We start from the raw sequence: 16081 nt of genomic DNA, 5'->3' as shown, positions 1-16081 counted from the left end.
GAGGGGCTGCCACTGGCAGCCCCTCTTATATAGTCCCGGCTCAGGGTCCAGGGGTGTAACTGAACGGCACTGTCGTCGGGGTCAGCCCCATGCACACCGGCTTGAGGGCAGAGGCCCGGGCCAGCAGCCAGTCGGTGCGATGGCGATTCCCGAGGTTATCCATGCGATCTGGCTCGAAGCAGCGCTCCATCAGGTCGGCGGCCCCCAGCACCCAGCGCCCCGGGGCCGCGGCGATCCAGGCGGCAGCCTCGCGGGCCTGCTGCTCATCCGGCATCTGGTAAGAGTAATGCTTCAGTGGTTGTTGGCTGAACAGCAGATGCTGCTCCTTGAATCCCGCCAGCAGCAGTTCATCTTCCAAAGGCACCCGCTCGGCCGCCAGTGTCATCACCTCACGGGGCGTGCGCATGTCGTTGAGCCGCACCGTGATCCAGCTGGAATAGATGAGCCAGCCCACCGCCAAGGAACAGAGAATGGCGCTGAGGGGCGCCCGGCGCAGCAGGGCGTTGATGAGCAGCAGAGCCCCCCCCATCGCCAGCAGGGGCAACCAGGGCGCAGGCCCCAGATCCCCGAGCCGGGTCGCCAGTTTGGTGCTGAAGGCCAGCGCCAGGGCCCCCCCGATGCAGACGATGCCCAGCAGCCAACCTAGCCCCCCGAGCAGCCGCCCGGGCCAACGCCGCATCAGCAGCTCCGCGATGAAGGGCGCAGCCAACAGGGCCAGCGCCGGCGTCCCCGGTGTGACATAGACGCCGCGCTTGCCCGGCGAGAGGGAGAAGAAGAGCACCACCAGCACCAGATAGCCGAGCAGCAGTATGATGCGCTTGTCCTGCCCCTGGATGGCCCTGCGCCACGCCACCACCAGCCAGGGCAACAGCAGGGAGAGGGGCAACCAGAAGAGCGGTATGACGGCGGTGAGGTAATACCAGAAGGGTTTGACGTGATGCCAGGCGTTGGCGTAGCGGGTCACCGTCTGGCGCAACAAGATGTTGTCCCGGTACGCCTGCAGAACGGGATCGCCGCTCTGGGCCACGGCGAGCAGCATGGGCACCAGCCAGAGACTGATGGCCAGCAGCATGCACAGCGGCCCCGCCAGCCCTTTGAGCCAGTCGGCCCGGGTCGCGGTACGGATCCTGTCCCTGTGGGTCCAGAGTGCCGGGATCAGGATCAGCAGGGCCAGCAGCCCCACCCCCTTGGTGATGATGCCGAGCCCGGCGGCAAACCAGCCGAGCCAGTACCAGCGCCAGCCGCCACCGCAGAGCAGGAAGCGGACGAAGCCGTAGACCCCCAGGGTGATGAAGAAGGTGACCAGGCCGTCGATCTGGGCCGTCTTGGCCTGCAGGGTGAACTGGACGGTGAACAGCAGCAACAGCCCGGCCATAAAGCCCACTTGCCCGTTCCACAGGCGCCGTCCCAGGTCCCATACCAGCAAGATGGCCAGCAAGCCAGACAGCAGCGAAGGCAGCAGGAAGGCCACCTTGATGGAGCCGGTCAGCAAATACCCTATCGCTATCCCCCACATAAACAGGGGAGGCTTGTCCGGGTAGATCTCGCCGCCGCGCATGGGGAAGAGCCACTGGCCGCTCTCCACCATCTCCTTGGCGATCAGGGCGAAGCGGGGCTCGTCGGCGGGCCAGGGATCCCGCAGGCCGAGGCCGGCGGCCAGCACCATCAGCGCCGTCAACAACAGCCAGCCGAGGGAACTCTGGCTCAGCAAGGGGCAATCATCGACCATGGCGGGCCTCGTCATCCTGGGGGATCTTGTCCCGCTTCCAACCCCTGTGCTGGATGTCCAGATAGAGGCTGTAGAGGGCGGTGAAGGTGGGGAAGAGATTCTGCAGCACGCCGACAGAATCCTGTTTGGGAGAGAAGACGAAGTAGCTGAGGGTCATCAGGCTGCCGAGCACGCTCATGTACCAGAAGAGACGTGGGATCACCGGCTTGCCGGCCCGTCTGGAGGCGATGAATTGCACCAGCCAGCGACCGCCGAACATCAGCGCCCCCGTGTAGCCGATAAGCTTCCAGCCCGTGACATGCAGGCCAGTCCAGTCCAGCCAGGTCAGCGGCAGGGAGAGCAAGGCATCGATCACTCCAATGTCTCCCTGACCTCGACCACCTTGGAGCGGCGCTGCAGCCAGCAGACGCCGACCACGTCCACCAGCCCGACCCAAAGCCGGTTCCAGACCCCGTATTTGGAGGCCCCCGCCAGCCTGGGTCTGTGGTTGACCGGCCAGGGGGACATGTGCCCCCCCTGAGCCTGGATCAGGGCCGGAATGTAGCGGTGCATGTGGTTGAAGGCGGGCAGGCACAGATACCAGTCGCGGCGCACCACCTTGAGCCCGCAGCCGGTATCCGGGATGCCGTCTCGCAGCAGCCAATCGCGAAAACCGTTGGCCAGTCTGGAGGAGAGGCGCTTCACCCAGTCATCGCGGCGGTTGACACGGTGACCGATAAGGCCCACCTGGCTCGGATCCGCCGCGAAGCGGCGCCTGGCCTCCTCCAGCATGGGGGGGATGTCGGCGGGATCGTTCTGGCCGTCACCGTCCAGCACCACCAGCCACTCGCCGCGGCCGTGGCGCACCCCGCTCAGCACCGCCATGCTCTGGCCGACGGCCCTGGCATGACGCACCACGCGAAGGGAGGGGAAGCGCGCCTTCAACTCGCACAGGACGGCATAGCTGTCATCCTCGCTGCCGTCATCCACATAGATCAACTCGTAGTCATATTGCCCGCCAAGAGCCGCCTCTATCTCGCCGATGAGGGGAGCCAGATTGTCCCGCTCATCCTTGGCAGGCACCACCACAGATACCGCGATTGAAGAACCCATATGCCCTTCCCGATCCAAAAAAGTTGTGATCAATCCGATCTTGAAAATAGAGCCAAAACCCCATTAATTCATATAAATACAATAACTTGAACTTCATCCGCCACAGTCTAGCACCCATCAATTAACAAAAACATCAATGAAACTGAATGACCACTATCTCCTGGGCACCCTCACAAAAGGCTGCTTTTGAAACCCATTGGCGTCATTTTATCTGCCTGCCAAAGGTTCCATACCGTTTTCATCTCTGGTGGCTCCATACATAACCACATGTTCCAACGTCCGGCTGGCAACCCGCTCATCCAGAACCTATATCTTGCGGATACGAAAATGAGGTATCCATCATGCAGCGACTCTGCACTTGGGGCTGGGGGCTCTTGCTCCTGCTGGCCACCACATCGACCCAGGCAGACAACTTTCGTCAGGCCCCCAAGGCGATGAGCGCCCTGCGCCAGGGAACGGCCATGGAGCGCAGCAACCCGAGGCAGGCCATCGCCCACTACTGCATCGCCGCCAGCCTCGGCAATCCGGAAGCCTATTTTCGTATCGGCCGCCTGCTGGCCCGCGGGCCTCAGGGGATCCGTAGCGCCCGCCAGGCCAATACCTATCTCGCCATGGCCATGCGTCTGGGCAACCAGCAGGCCGCCCGCTACTACAACGAGCGGGTGGGCAACGCCCCGCTCGGCACCTGTGGTGTGGGGGGCGGCTCGGGGGGCGCCCCCTGGATTCGCCCCGGCGTCCCCTTCGATCAGGAGGGCTATCTGGCCCGCCAGTCCATGAGCAAGCAGAAGCTCGCCGGCATGATCAAGCAGGCCGCCAAGCGCCACAGGGTCGATCCCCAGCTGGCGCTGGCCATCGCCATCGCCGAGTCCAATCTCAACAGCCTCGCCGTCTCTCCCAAACAGGCCCAGGGGGTGATGCAACTCATCCCCGAGACCCAGGCGCGCTTCGGAGTGACGCGTCCGTTCGATGCGGAGCAAAACATTCGCGGCGCCATGATCTATCTGAAATGGCTGGAGAAGCAGTTCGGTCCCGACTGGATCAGGATCAGCGCCGCCTACAACGCCGGCGAGCAGGCAGTGGTCCGCTATGGGGGCGTTCCCCCCTATCAGGAGACCCAGGAGTATGTACAGCGGGTGCTCTACTACTCGGGTCATGACCAGACCAAGAAGACCAGGACACCGGCGCGCTGACGTCTCATCAGAGGACCGCGTTCACACCGGCCCCAAGCACAGCCTATAAGCCCCGAATTAAGCATTCCTTAAGACTCTCAGATGGACGGGGTACTCGCTCATCACGACGCCAGCCCCCTGCTCGCCGAGAGGGATCCACAGATGGGATGCGGGTCCCGCTGCCCGCTTTGCCGCCCCTCTCCCATTGGTTTACAATCGACGGGTTTTTTGGAACCGGGTTGGCCACGGCCGACCTGGACCCACCACGCCATCAGTTCGTTAATGCCAAGACATTAAGCTGCTGAAAAGGAAGAGAATTAGCCAATGGCTCAATTTATTTACACCATGAACAGGGTCGGCAAGGTCGTGCCGCCCAAGCGTCATATCCTCAAGAACATCTCCCTCTCCTTCTTCCCGGGCGCCAAGATAGGCGTGCTGGGTCTGAACGGCGCCGGTAAATCCACCCTGCTGCGGATCATGGCCGGGATAGACACCGAGATCGAAGGGGAAGCCCGTCCACAGCCCGGCATCAAGATCGGCTACCTGCCCCAGGAGCCGAAGCTGGATCCGGAGCAGACCGTGCGCGATGCGGTCGAAGAGGCCGTCGGCGACGTGAAACGCGCCATGGCTCGGTTGGACGAGGTCTATGCGGCCTACGCGGATCCGGATGCCGACTTCGACAAGCTGGCCCGCGAACAGGGCGAGCTGGAGGCCATCATCGCCTCCCAGGGTGGCCACAACATGGAAAACCAGCTGGAGCGTGCGGCCGACGCCCTGCGCCTGCCGGCCTGGGATGCCCAGATCAAGCACCTCTCCGGGGGTGAACGCCGCCGGGTCGCTCTGTGCCGCCTGCTGTTGGAAAAGCCGGACATGCTGCTGCTGGATGAGCCGACCAACCACCTGGATGCGGAATCCGTGGCCTGGCTGGAGCGCTTCCTGCACGACTACGAGGGGACCGTGGTCGCCATCACCCACGACCGCTACTTCCTCGACAACGTGGCGGGCTGGATCCTGGAGCTGGACCGTGGCGAAGGCATCCCCTGGGAGGGCAACTACTCCTCCTGGCTGGAGCAAAAAGACGCCCGTCTGGCCCAGGAAGCGAGCTCGGAGGCCGCCCGTCGCAAGTCCATCGAGAAGGAACTGGAGTGGGTTCGCCAGAATCCCAAGGGCCGTCAGGCCAAGTCAAAGGCTCGTATGGCTCGCTTCGAGGAGCTCAACACCAACGACTACCAGAAGCGCAACGAGACCAACGAGCTGTTCATTCCGCCCGGACCCCGCCTCGGCGACAAGGTGGTGGAAGTGGCGAACCTGCGCAAATCCTACGGTGACAGGCTGCTGATCGACGACCTCTCCTTCTCCATTCCGAAGGGGGCCATCGTCGGCATCATAGGTCCTAACGGGGCCGGCAAGTCCACCCTGTTCCGCATGATGTCGGGTCAGGAACAGCCGGATTCCGGCGCAATCACCCTGGGCGATACCGTGGTGCTGGCCTCGGTGGATCAGTTCCGCGACACCATGAACGACAAGAAGACGGTGTTCGAAGAGGTTGCCGATGGCCAGGACATCCTGCGCATCGGCAACTACGAGTTCCCGAGCCGCGCCTATATCGGCCGCTTCAACTTCAAGGGCTCGGATCAGCAGAAGCGCGTCGGCGAGCTGTCCGGTGGTGAGCGCGGCCGTCTGCATCTGGCCAAGCTGCTGCAGACCGGCGGCAACGTGCTGCTGCTGGATGAACCGACCAACGATCTGGACATCGAAACCCTGCGCGCCCTCGAGAACGCCCTGCTGGAGTTCCCGGGTTGCGCCATGGTTATCTCCCACGATCGCTGGTTCCTCGACCGCATCGCCACCCACATCCTGGACTACCAGGACGAGGGCAAGATCGAATTCTTCGAAGGCAACTTCACCGAATACGAAGAGTGGAAGAAGAAGACCTATGGCGCCGAGGCCGTCCAGCCCCATCGCGCCAAGTACAAGCGCATCGCCAAGTAAGGCGAGTCAGCGCAGGTACGGACAAGGGGAGCACAGGCTCCCCTTTTTTTATTCAGATGTTGGACAGGCGAATTGCCGGCAGCCGCAGGCAAGACAGTCTCAACGCCCCGACGACCTTGTGATTAGAAGCATCCGGTGAGACCAGCTTACCCAATGACGGCGCAAGAACACCTCATCCCAAACCGTCCCTTCATTCCATAGCTCCACCACGCCCCCTTGATTGTCCGACACGTTGCCGGCGAACAGCCCGGATAGCGGGCGCCAGCTCATCCCATCTGGCGAGCCTGAAACTGCCCCGGGGTCAGGGCGAAGCGCGATCTGAATGCGGCGATAAAGGCACTGACGTTCTCGTACCCGCAGCGCCCCGCGACCTGGGCCACGGCCTCCCCCTGCAACAAGTGGCCGAGGGCGTGGATGAGCCTCGCCTGCTGTCGCCACTGGCTGAAACTGAGGCCGGTCTGCCGGCTGAACAGGCGGCTCAGGGTGCGGCTGCTCAGGCCACTCTGCTGCGCCAGCGCGTCCTGATGAATGGCGCTCTCTGGCCGTGCCAGCAGCCACTCTGCCACCTGCCGCGCTCGCCTGTCTGCGGGAAGAAGCAGTTGCAGCGGCAGCTCGGCAGCCCGCTCTATCTCGTCGATCATGAGCGTCAGCAGATGCGCCAGATATGGCTCGCCAGGGGACCGCTCGTGGGCAAGCCGGACCCTCTCCAGCAGGAGCAACAGGAAGTGATCCGCGGCGCGCACACAGGGAGAGGCCGGCAACCCGGCACAGAGCAGCGAGTCCAGATGCAGGCTATGGCACTCGCTGTCCGCCGAGAACCATGCGCCGTGCCCCCAGTCGGGGGGAAACCAGCCGACGCTGCCCAGGGTCAGTGCGTACTGTGACTGCCCGGTTTCCACCATGATCATGCCCCGCCTGACCCAGTAGAGCTGACCGGTTGGATGCCGGTGCCACTGGGTTTCATGTCTGCGCGGATGTATCAGACTCGCGCTCTGCTCAATGGTCACGATGGCCGCTGCTCCGTATTGAATGTCAGACTGTCGTTACTATACCAGGGTGCTCCGACCCTATGCTGGCTCCCTCACCCCACCATTCGCGGAATATGCCCATGAATCCATCCACGATCGTTGAACAGGCGCTGTTCGAGATTGTCTGCAGCCCCCTGCACGACGAAGCCAGGATTTCGGCCCTCTTCTCGCCACACTACCAACAGCGGGTCGATGGCGAGTCCCTGGATTATGCCGGGTTCGTCGCTCATATGACGAAGCTCAAGCGGATCACCAGCGCCATCCAGGTCACCATCCTGGCCATCGCCAGCCAGCAGGAGGAAGTGCTGACACACCACAGGGTCGACGTCACCAAGGCGGATGGCGCTCGCGCCCAGATAGAGGTGTTCGCCCACTTCGTGGTGCAAGACGGCCGGATCCTGCGCTGCGAAGAGCTCACCCGCATGGTGAGCGGCGCCGCGGCAGACGGTCGGCTGGGGAGCGTGCAGTAACTCAGTCCCGGGCAGGACTCCGGGTAGTCCCTCTCATCGAGCTCCACTATTTAGACCTCTCCCGCCATTCGTGGGGCTCTCAAGAGCGCGGCAACCCTCTATAATCAGCCTCTTTCCCCAGCGATACCAGGCCATGCAGCAGACCACAGGCAGTTCGAAAAAACTCAGTATCCAGATCCGCATCGAGCCCGGTTGTCTCGGGCCGGATGGCAAGAGCCACATCGATACCTTCTGCCTGGCCGCCAGCCGGATCTTCGCCACCCTGGAACCCGGACGGGTGAGCTGGGTGCTGATCCCGCGCCATGACAAGCAGTTGCCGGAGCAGGAGTTCTTCGTCGAGGGGCGCAAGCTGAGCGAGGAGCAGGCCGGCATGCTGCTGCAGCGAATGGGGCTGACCTTAAGCCTGTTGCAGGAGCGCAGCGACGCCCTGCTGGCCCAGCTGGTGGAGCGTTACTTCAAGACCCTCTGAGCCCCGGCCCCCGGAAAGCTTCTATCGAAACTCATTTTCCCCGCCGCCATAGCAAACGTTTGAATTTTTGCTCTATTCATTGATCCGCCTCGCAGATCCGGGGTTTGTAAACGCGCCCGCCTGTGTAAAAATGTGCGCGCTGTCACGGTATCAGGACGAGTCTGGCGATGAAATCGCCAATGACAGGGTCAGTCTCCCTATGGATGGGTCTGGCCATCCCTGCTGCTTATTTCACGTCACCCATTGGAATCCAACATGAATCAACCACACAACGCCACCGAGCAGGCCACCAGCCCGGCGGCCGGGCAGGGATTGCTCGATCGTCTGTTTGCCCTGAAAGGTCATGGCACCACGGCCCGCACCGAGGTCATCGCCGGGATCACCACCTTCCTGACCATGGTCTACATCGTCTTCGTCAACCCGCAGATCCTCTCCGCCGCGGGCATGGACACCCAGGCCGTGTTCGTCACCACCTGCCTCATCGCCGGCATCGGCAGCATTCTGATGGGGCTCCTGGCCAACCTGCCCATCGCCCTGGCCCCCGCCATGGGCCTCAACGCCTTCTTCGCCTTCGTGGTGGTAGCCGGCATGGGCTACTCCTGGCAGATTGGCATGGGTACCATCTTCTGGGGCGCTCTGGGGCTGCTGATCCTCACCCTGTTGCGGGTGCGCTACTGGCTCATCGCCAACATCCCCCTCACCCTGCGGGTCGGCATCACAGCCGGCATCGGCCTGCTCATCGCCCTGCTCGGTCTGCACAACGCCGGCATAGTAGTCGCGAGCCCGGCTACCATGGTGACGGTGGGCAACCTCACCTCCCTGCCCTGCCTGCTGGGTCTGCTCGGCTTCTTCCTGATCTGCATCTTCTCCGCCCGCGGCGTGCACTCCGCCGTGCTCATCTCCATGGTGGTCACCACAGGGCTGGGCTTCCTGTTCGGGGACGTCAGCTTCAAGGGCTTCGTCTCCATGCCGCCTAGCATCACTCCCGTGTTCGGTCAGCTGGATTTGATGGGCTCGCTCGATATCAGCCTGGCGGGGATCATCTTCTCCTTCATGCTGGTCAACCTGTTCGACTCGTCTGGTACCCTGATCGGGGTCACCAACCGTGCCAAGCTGGCCGATGACAAGGGACACTTCCCGCGCATGAAGCAGGCCCTGGTGGTGGACAGCGTCAGCTCCGTCGGTGGCGCCTTCATGGGGACCTCCTCCGTCACTGCCTATATCGAGAGCAGCTCCGGCGTGGCCGTCGGTGGCCGCACCGGCCTGACCGCCATCGTCGTCGGTGTCTTGTTCCTGCTGGCCATCTTCTTCTCCCCCGTCGCCGCCATGGTGCCGGCTTATGCCGCCGCTGGCGCCCTTATCTACGTGGGTGTGCTGATGTGCTCCGAGCTCACCCGGGTGAAGTGGGAAGACTTGACCGAAGCGGTGCCGGCCTTCATGACCGCCGTCATGATGCCGTTCAGCTTCTCCATCACAGAGGGGATCGCCGTGGGCTTCATCTCCTACTGCGTGATGAAGGCGGGCACGGGCCGCTGGCGCGAGATCAACCCCTGCGTGCTGGTGGTCGCCCTGCTGTTCGTGCTCAAATTCGTCTGGGTAGACGGCCACTAAGCGCGGTTGCCGCAAACAAAAATGCCCGTCATCGACGGGCATTTTTTATGGCTGATTGCAGATGAATCGTGCGGTTAACGAATGCCGCGGGCCTCGCGGATCCACTCCCAGGCCTGCTGGATCTCCTGGGTCTTCTCCTTCGCCATCTCCATCATCTCCGGTGGCAACCCCTTGGCCGCCAGCTTGTCCGGGTGGTGCTTGCTCATCTCCTTACGATAGGCGCGCTTGATCTCCTGATCGCTGTCACTCTCGCTCACCCCGAGCAGCTGATAGGCATCCTTGAGGCGATCCTTTGAGGGCGCTTCTTGGCGATACTGCTGCCCCTGGCCACCCCCCTGATACTGACCGTGCTTGAAGAAGTTCATCTGCGCCTCGGCCATGGCCAGGATCCGAGCCAGCTCGATGCGGCTGAAGCCCAGCTCGTCGGCAATGGTCTGCAGGATGGCGCGCTCATCGGCCTCCACACTGCCATCGGCGAAGGCCGCCTGCAGCTGGACTTCCAGGAAGAAGCGCAGGATGTCGCGCTGGCCCTGGCTCGCCTGGCGGAATTCGGCGAGCGTCTCCCGCAGGGGGAAACCACTCTCCTTGCCCTGGCGGAAGGACTCCTGGGCCCGCACCCGCTGCTCGCCGGAGAGGCGCATCCTGTCCATCAGGTTGGAGGCGACCCGGATCTCGTGTTCGGTGACCTGACCGCTCGCCTTGGCGATGTGGCCCATGACGGCGAAGGTGGCGTGGAAGAAGACCGCCTGCTGTTGCTGGGTGGGGGCACGGCGGAACGACATGCCCATGCCCCGATCGAAACGATGACCTATCCAGAGGCCAAGCAGGGCACCGAAGATGTTGCCGAGCAGAAAACCGAAGAAGGCGCCAAGCACCTTACCCCAAATACGCATGTTTCAAGACCTCGTGATGTGTTGAGTGCTGCGTCCTTGCAACTGTTCGTCCAGCTCCCGCAGGCGCGCGACCGTGCCAATGTCCCGCCACTCGCCAGGGAGCTGGCTGCCGCCGACCCGGTCCGCCGCCATCCACTCCCGCAGCAGGGGGGCCAGCTTGCGAGCCCCGGCGGACAAATGGCCGAAGGCCTCGGGGCGATAGAGGCCGACCCCGCTGAAGGTCAGGGCCGGCGCATCCAGCACCCGGCCGGCCTGCAGGGCAAAGTCCCCATCGGGGTGCTGGGGCGGGTTCGGTACCAGCCAGAGATGGGCCAGATCCTCACCGAGGGGGGGGTTGACCAGAGCCGCATAATCCAGCTCCAGCCAGGTATCGCCGTTGATCACCAGAAAAGGTTCGGCTCCCAGCAGCGGCAGCGCCTGCACTATGCCGCCGGCGGTCTCGAGCGCGCTATCCTCCGCTGACCACTGGATCCGAACCCCAAACTGGCGGCCGTCACCTAAGGCCTCCACCAGCTTGTGGCCGAGCCAGGCGTGGTTGATGACGAGGCTCGTCACGCCGGCGGCCTTGAGTTTCTCGATATGGTGGACGATGAGCGGCTTGCCCCCCACCGCCAGCAGCGGCTTGGGCAGGCTGTCGGTGAGCGGTCGCATCCGCTCGCCGCGACCGGCGGCCAGGATCATCGCCTTCATGCCAGGGCCTCGTCGGCGAATCCTGGCAGCACTTTTTGCTGCAACCAGTCGCCGAAGCGGGACAACACAGGGTATGTGTCCCCGTGCAGGCGACAGACATCCACCACATAGCCCAGGGTGCGAGGAATGTCCTTCAGATAACCGGATTTTCCGTCCCTGTGGTAGAGACGGGTAAAGATGCCCGCCGCCTTCAGATGGCGCTGCATGCCGGTGAGATCGGCCTGGCGCCGGAAGCCGGCATAGTCGATCCCGGCCAGCAACCCGGCACCGCTCAAGGTGTCGAAGCCATAGCGCATGCCCTGCTCGATGACCTCATCGGGCCAGCGCACGTAACAGTCCTTCAGCAGGGAGACCAGGTCGTAGCTCAGGGGGCCTATGACCATGTCCTGGAAGTCGATGATGGCCAGGGTGCTGGTTTCTGGGTTGTCGCCACCGCACACCATCAGGTTGCGGCTGTGGAAGTCTCTGTGCATCACCCCTTGAGGCTGGGCCAGGTTGTTCTCGGTGAGGCAGGCGAAGGTGTCGGCCAGCAACTGCTCTTCCTCGGCACTCAACGTCAGTTGCAGATGGTGGCCCAGCAGCCACTCGGGGAAGATGCTGTTCTCGCGCGCCATAAAGGCGGGATCAAAAGGCTCGAGGCCCAGTTCGACAGCGCCGAGTCGTGGCAACAGGGCGATGGCCTTGTCATACCAGGCCAGCACATTCTCTGCGTTCAGGCAGGCGATGAGCTGGGTATCGCCGAGATCCGTCACCGCCAGCAGCCCCTGCTCGTAATCCACCCCCTTCACCTCGGGGGCCAGCAGGCCCATCGCCTTCAAGGCCGCAGCGTTGCGAACAAATTCATGATTTTTTTCGGTTTTCGGATTAGCATCCACCCACACCAGACCGGCACCACGGAAATAGCGGCGAAAACTGGCGTCACCGGAGATCAGGGTCAATTGAAGATTGGCATCACCGGAAATCCGGCGCGCCCAGTGCAATAACAGGGAATCGCGATCGTGCATGAGTCGGGGACCAAATTGGAAAGCAGCTCTTGGCTGTTAGCCCTGGCCGCAATAATGCTTTATCATTGCCGGCTAACATAAAGCAATGACATGCAATGTCAACTTGATGGATCCTGACATAAAATGCATGCCCTGATTCAACCGTCTTTACCACGGATTGCGCGAGCCTTTCACATGACAAAATGGACACTGGGCACTTCTGGTCCCATCGCCCTGACTATCAGCCTTGTTCCAGCCCTGAGCCCGATCACGGTACAGGCTGCGCCAATCAACGCGCCGCCGGCGACCGGGATCCTCGACAGCCTCTGCTATGACTATGTGCCCAAGGTAGAAAAGCCGAGCTCCAATGAGGAGGCCAACGCCCAGCCCGTCGAGGTGGATGCCGATCGCCTGGAAGCCAAGCAGGGGGGCACCGCCGTCTATGAAGGGGACGTCAAGGTCCGTCAGGGGGTGCGCAAATTCGACTCCGACTATGCCCAGCTCGATCAGAAGAGCCGGGATGTCATCGCCATCGGCAACATCTACTACAACGATGGCCAGATCACGGTCACCAGCGACAAGACCCTGAAGTCCAACCTGGATACCAAGGATTCCGAGCTGGAAGAGGGCAAGTATCAGGTTCACGGCTCACCGGTGCGCGGCTTCGCCGAGAAGGTGACCATGACCAACGACAACCAGAACATAGTGCTGGAAGGGGCCCAGTACACCACCTGCCCCCCGGGTCAGGAAGCCTGGACCCTGAAGGCGGGCAGCATCGACATCGATCAGGGCGAGGTATTCGGGGAGGCCTGGAACGCCAGCCTCTGGCTCTATGACTATCCGGTCTTCTATTTCCCCTATATCAACTTCCCCATCAAGGATGAGCGCAAGACGGGCCTGCTCTACCCGGGTTACACCCAGAGCTCCAAGAACGGCATGGACATCACCCAGCCGTTCTACTGGAACATAGCCCCGAACTACGACGCCACCATCACCTCCCGCTTCATGGACAGACGGGGCCTGATGGAACAGGTCGAGTTCCGCTACATGCCGGATCCGGCCCACGTGGGCAGCCTCTATTTCGAGAACCTGGCCAACGACAAGCAGTACGACGAGACCGACAGCCTGAACGATCACCTCTCGGACGGTCATCGCTATCTGCTCAACGCCCGTCACACCTCCATGTTCATGGACAACGCCCTGCGGGTGTCGGTGGACTACACCAAGGTGCGAGACCGGGACTACAACTACTTCAACGACTTCTCCCCCAAGGTGGGGACCCAGGTCGACAACCAGCTGCAACAGTCCCTGATGGCGGGTTACTTCCAGCAGAACTGGAACCTCAACGCCGAGGTGCGGACCTACCAGATCCTGCTGGCCAGCGCCCAGCAACCCCACGAGCTGATGCCCCGCATCAACCACAACTACTACCACCAGGGCAGCTGGTACGATCTGGCCTGGAATACCGAGCTCACCAACTTCGGCTACAACAACGATCAGGCCATCGAGCAGAACCAGGGTGAGGCCTATACCGGCACCCGCTTCTACACGGCTCCCACCCTGACCGTTCCCCTCATCGATGAGGCGGGCTACTTCCTCGACAGCCAGTACAAGCTGATGTACACCCGTTACGATCAGACGGTGCCGGACAACATGAGCAGCACCTTCACCAGCAGGTTCACGCCTCAAGACGGTGGAGGAGTCACCCTGGAAGAGGGGATCATCACCCGGGTGCTGCCCTCGTTCCGCCTCAAGGGGGGCATGACCTTCGAGCGGGAGCAGCAGTGGTTCGGGAAAGAGGGGGCCAACCAGACTCTGGAGCCCGAGTTCCAGTATCTCTATGTCCCCTACAAGGATCAGGACAACATCGGGGTCTACGACTCCACCACCATGCGTCAGGACTACTACAGCCTGTTCAGCGATCGCCGCTTCGCCGGCCTGGATCGCATCAGCGACTCCAACCGCCTCTCCGTCGGTCTCACTAGCCGTATTTATGATCCCGCCGGGGATGAACGAATCCGGCTGGCCGTTGCCCAAGCCTTCGACTTCGTGGCCCCCAGGGTCAAGCTCTACTCCAGCGATGTGGCAAGCACCAACAACCGCTCCCCGCTGTCGTTCGAGGGGGACGCCAAGATCAACGAGCAGTGGTTTGCCCACGCGGGTGCACAGTATGATTTTGACAAGAGCCAAATCAGCTCCGCCAACAGCGCGCTGGAGTACCGCCACGAGAAGCTGATCAGCCAGCTGAACCACCGCTTCGTGCGGGACGCCAACTATGACCTCGACAACAAGGGTCAGGTGACCGATCTCAACCAGATCGGCCTGTTGCTGACCACACCGCTCAATGATCAGTGGCACCTCTATGGTGGCTACTATCAGGAGCTCAACCAGAACGTGAAGTCAGACCGCAAGGTGGGTCTGAAATATGACTCCTGCTGCTGGAGCATCAACTTCAACCTGGAGTGGGTCAACACCCCGGACAACGTGGATATGAGGCCGACATCCGAGCGCAGTCTGGGTATTCAATTTGAGATGAAAGGATTGGGTAGCGTGGGGACGGGTCCGAAGGGTACCTCCCTGGATACCGAAGCACTGCCTTACATTCGTCCGTTTAACCTGCGAGACCAATAACCGGTCTGGCAAACGCCTTGAGAGATGGATATGAAGAAGACGTTGATTTCCCTGCTGACCGCAGGCCTGTTTGGAGTCATGAGCCAGGGAGCCATCGCCGCCCCCGAGCTGATGGACAAGGTGCTTGCCGTGGTCAACAAGGACGTGGTACTGGCCAGCCAGCAGGAAGCCCTGGTGCAGAAGGTGAAGGCCTCCGCCCAGGAGAGCGGCCAGTCCCTGCCCGATGACGCCACCCTGCGCAAGCAGGCGCTGGATCGCCTGATCCAGGAGAGCCTGCAGCTGCAACTGGCGGATCGCCAGGGGCTCAAGATCAGCGACACCCAGCTGGAGCAGGCCATCCAGAGCATAGCCGCCGACAACAAGATGACCCTGGAGCAGCTGCGTGCCCAACTGGAGCGCGAGGGGCTGACCTATGCCCAGTACCGGGAAGAGGTGCGCCGCGAGATCCTGATGAACGAGGTGCGCCGCAATCAGGTTCGCCGCCGCATCAACATCTCCGAGCAGGAGGTCAAGCAGGTGGTCGAGGCCCTGAGCAAGCAAGGCCAGCAGCAGACCGAATATCATATCGGCCACATCCAGGTCGCCTTGCCTGACAATCCCAATGCCGAGCAGCTCAACACCGCCAAGGCCAAGATCGAACGCATCCTGGCCTCCCTGAAGGAAGGGGCGGACTTCCGCAAGCTCGCCATCGCCGAAAGCAACGGTCCCAAGGCTCTGGAAGGGGGAGACTGGGGCTGGATGAGCCCGCAAGAGATGCCCACCCTGATGGCCGAAGCGGTCCAGGGGGCCGGCAAGGGTGACATCGTCGGCCCGCTGCGCTCCGGCGCCGGCCTGCACATCATCAAGATCTTCGACACCAAGGGTCAGCAGCAGGTGATGCAGACCGAGGTGAAGGCTCGCCACATCCTGATCAAGCCCTCCATCATCCTGAGTGAAGAGAAGGCCAAGGGGACCCTGGACGGCATCCTGCACGACATCAAGAGCGGTAAGGCCAGCTTCGCCAGCATGGCGGAGAAGTACTCCGAGGATCCGGGCTCCGCGGTACAGGGGGGTGAACTGGGCTGGTCCGATCCCAACGTCTATGTGCCGGAATTCCGCGACATGGTCAATCGCCTGCAACCTGGCCAGATCAGCGAACCCTTCCGTACCAGCCACGGCTGGCACATAGTGCAGCTGGAAGATCGCCGCAGCCAGGATGCCACCAGCAAGGCCCAAGAGCAGCGCGCCTATCAGCTCATCTTCAACCGCCGCTTCACCGAAGAGTCCCAGGCCTGGCTGGATGAGCTGCGCGACGAAGCCTACATCCAGATCGAACCCAATTAAT

Annotated in this window: 14 protein-coding genes; 7 read left to right on the top strand and 7 right to left on the bottom strand. The window is 62.3% G+C overall.

Annotation, left to right across the window (positions count from 1 at the left end):
• Nucleotides 1-40: 40 nt before the first annotated feature.
• Genes ACT5M9_RS16245 through ACT5M9_RS16235 form a run of 3 tightly spaced genes read right to left on the bottom strand, consistent with a single transcriptional unit; the run spans nucleotide 41 to nucleotide 2821 of the window.
• Nucleotides 41-1729 carry an ArnT family glycosyltransferase gene (locus ACT5M9_RS16245; protein ID WP_457980414.1) on the bottom strand — a complete coding sequence of 563 codons (1689 nt, stop codon included), beginning with the start codon at nucleotides 1727-1729 and terminating at the stop codon, nucleotides 41-43.
• Nucleotides 1719-2084, bottom strand: coding sequence for a lipid-A-disaccharide synthase N-terminal domain-containing protein (locus ACT5M9_RS16240; protein ID WP_457980416.1), 366 nt, complete (start codon nucleotides 2082-2084; stop codon nucleotides 1719-1721). Before ACT5M9_RS16240 ends, ACT5M9_RS16245 begins: the two co-directional genes overlap by 11 nt.
• Complete coding sequence (locus ACT5M9_RS16235) at nucleotides 2081-2821, bottom strand: glycosyltransferase family 2 protein (RefSeq protein ID WP_438550407.1); 741 nt, start codon at nucleotides 2819-2821, stop codon at nucleotides 2081-2083. Before ACT5M9_RS16235 ends, ACT5M9_RS16240 begins: the two co-directional genes overlap by 4 nt.
• Nucleotides 2822-3162: 341 nt before the next feature.
• Between ACT5M9_RS16235 and ACT5M9_RS16230 the strand changes: the two genes are divergently transcribed.
• On the top strand, nucleotides 3163-4011 hold the full coding sequence (locus ACT5M9_RS16230) for a lytic transglycosylase domain-containing protein (RefSeq protein ID WP_457980417.1): 849 nt from the start codon (nucleotides 3163-3165) through the stop codon (nucleotides 4009-4011).
• A gap of 303 nt (nucleotides 4012-4314) precedes the next feature.
• Nucleotides 4315-5982, top strand: a complete 1668-nt coding sequence (gene ettA / locus ACT5M9_RS16225) for an energy-dependent translational throttle protein EttA (protein WP_438550409.1) — start codon at nucleotides 4315-4317, stop codon at nucleotides 5980-5982.
• Nucleotides 5983-6248: 266 nt separating this feature from the next.
• Here the strand turns inward: ettA and ACT5M9_RS16220 are convergent, their stop codons facing one another.
• Nucleotides 6249-6890 (bottom strand): AraC family transcriptional regulator, encoded by a 642-nt coding sequence (locus ACT5M9_RS16220; RefSeq protein ID WP_457980418.1) that lies wholly within the window; start codon nucleotides 6888-6890, stop codon nucleotides 6249-6251.
• Nucleotides 6891-7090: 200 nt separating this feature from the next.
• Between ACT5M9_RS16220 and ACT5M9_RS16215 the strand changes: the two genes are divergently transcribed.
• From ACT5M9_RS16215 to ACT5M9_RS16205, 3 genes are all read left to right on the top strand, one after another.
• The gene (locus tag ACT5M9_RS16215; RefSeq protein ID WP_457980420.1) at nucleotides 7091-7480 is read left to right on the top strand and encodes a nuclear transport factor 2 family protein; all 390 of its coding nucleotides are present in this window, start codon (nucleotides 7091-7093) and stop codon (nucleotides 7478-7480) included.
• A 133-nt stretch (nucleotides 7481-7613) separates the two neighbouring features.
• Complete coding sequence (locus tag ACT5M9_RS16210) at nucleotides 7614-7949, top strand: hypothetical protein (RefSeq protein WP_457980421.1); 336 nt, start codon at nucleotides 7614-7616, stop codon at nucleotides 7947-7949.
• Nucleotides 7950-8204: 255 nt separating this feature from the next.
• Entirely contained in the window at nucleotides 8205-9560 is a 1356-nt protein-coding gene (locus ACT5M9_RS16205) for an NCS2 family permease (protein ID WP_457980423.1), read from the top strand.
• Nucleotides 9561-9634: 74 nt separating this feature from the next.
• Here ACT5M9_RS16205 and djlA read toward each other — a convergent pair whose 3' ends face one another.
• From djlA to ACT5M9_RS16190, 3 genes are read right to left on the bottom strand one after another with little or no spacing between them, the layout of a single operon-like run.
• A complete protein-coding gene (gene djlA / locus ACT5M9_RS16200; RefSeq protein WP_438550414.1) occupies nucleotides 9635-10453 on the bottom strand; it encodes a co-chaperone DjlA in 819 nt (272 codons plus the stop codon).
• A gap of 3 nt (nucleotides 10454-10456) precedes the next feature.
• On the bottom strand, nucleotides 10457-11143 hold the full coding sequence (murU, locus tag ACT5M9_RS16195) for an N-acetylmuramate alpha-1-phosphate uridylyltransferase MurU (protein ID WP_457980425.1): 687 nt from the start codon (nucleotides 11141-11143) through the stop codon (nucleotides 10457-10459).
• On the bottom strand, nucleotides 11140-12147 hold the full coding sequence (locus ACT5M9_RS16190) for an aminoglycoside phosphotransferase family protein (RefSeq protein ID WP_457980426.1): 1008 nt from the start codon (nucleotides 12145-12147) through the stop codon (nucleotides 11140-11142). Before ACT5M9_RS16190 ends, murU begins: the two co-directional genes overlap by 4 nt.
• 174 nt (nucleotides 12148-12321) lie before the next feature.
• Here ACT5M9_RS16190 and lptD point away from each other — a divergent pair, with 174 nt between their 5' ends.
• Nucleotides 12322-14757, top strand: a complete 2436-nt coding sequence (lptD, locus tag ACT5M9_RS16185; RefSeq protein WP_457980428.1) for an LPS assembly protein LptD — start codon at nucleotides 12322-12324, stop codon at nucleotides 14755-14757.
• 30 nt (nucleotides 14758-14787) lie between these two features.
• Entirely contained in the window at nucleotides 14788-16080 is a 1293-nt protein-coding gene (gene surA / locus ACT5M9_RS16180; RefSeq protein ID WP_457980430.1) for a peptidylprolyl isomerase SurA, read from the top strand.
• The last annotated feature ends 1 nt before the right edge of the window (nucleotide 16081 follow it).

The organism is Aeromonas sp. AE23HZ002T15 (assembly GCF_054165525.2).
Note: the sequence above shows the minus strand (reverse complement) of the source record. Positions and strands in the feature narration are given on the sequence as shown.

Bases quoted from the DNA above. Each gene is read 5' to 3' on its own strand.
- ACT5M9_RS16245 (WP_457980414.1), bottom strand. From the start codon at position 1,729: ATGGTCGATGATTGCCCCTTGCTGAGCCAGAGTTCCCTCGGCTGGCTG.
- ACT5M9_RS16235 (WP_438550407.1), bottom strand. From the start codon at position 2,821: ATGGGTTCTTCAATCGCGGTATCTGTGGTGGTGCCTGCCAAGGATGAG.
- ACT5M9_RS16230 (WP_457980417.1), top strand. From the start codon at position 3,163: ATGCAGCGACTCTGCACTTGGGGCTGGGGGCTCTTGCTCCTGCTGGCC.
- ettA (WP_438550409.1), top strand. From the start codon at position 4,315: ATGGCTCAATTTATTTACACCATGAACAGGGTCGGCAAGGTCGTGCCG.
- ACT5M9_RS16220 (WP_457980418.1), bottom strand. From the start codon at position 6,890: ATGATCATGGTGGAAACCGGGCAGTCACAGTACGCACTGACCCTGGGC.
- ACT5M9_RS16215 (WP_457980420.1), top strand. From the start codon at position 7,091: ATGAATCCATCCACGATCGTTGAACAGGCGCTGTTCGAGATTGTCTGC.
- ACT5M9_RS16210 (WP_457980421.1), top strand. From the start codon at position 7,614: ATGCAGCAGACCACAGGCAGTTCGAAAAAACTCAGTATCCAGATCCGC.
- ACT5M9_RS16205 (WP_457980423.1), top strand. From the start codon at position 8,205: ATGAATCAACCACACAACGCCACCGAGCAGGCCACCAGCCCGGCGGCC.
- djlA (WP_438550414.1), bottom strand. From the start codon at position 10,453: ATGCGTATTTGGGGTAAGGTGCTTGGCGCCTTCTTCGGTTTTCTGCTC.
- murU (WP_457980425.1), bottom strand. From the start codon at position 11,143: ATGAAGGCGATGATCCTGGCCGCCGGTCGCGGCGAGCGGATGCGACCG.
- ACT5M9_RS16190 (WP_457980426.1), bottom strand. From the start codon at position 12,147: ATGCACGATCGCGATTCCCTGTTATTGCACTGGGCGCGCCGGATTTCC.
- lptD (WP_457980428.1), top strand. From the start codon at position 12,322: ATGACAAAATGGACACTGGGCACTTCTGGTCCCATCGCCCTGACTATC.
- surA (WP_457980430.1), top strand. From the start codon at position 14,788: ATGAAGAAGACGTTGATTTCCCTGCTGACCGCAGGCCTGTTTGGAGTC.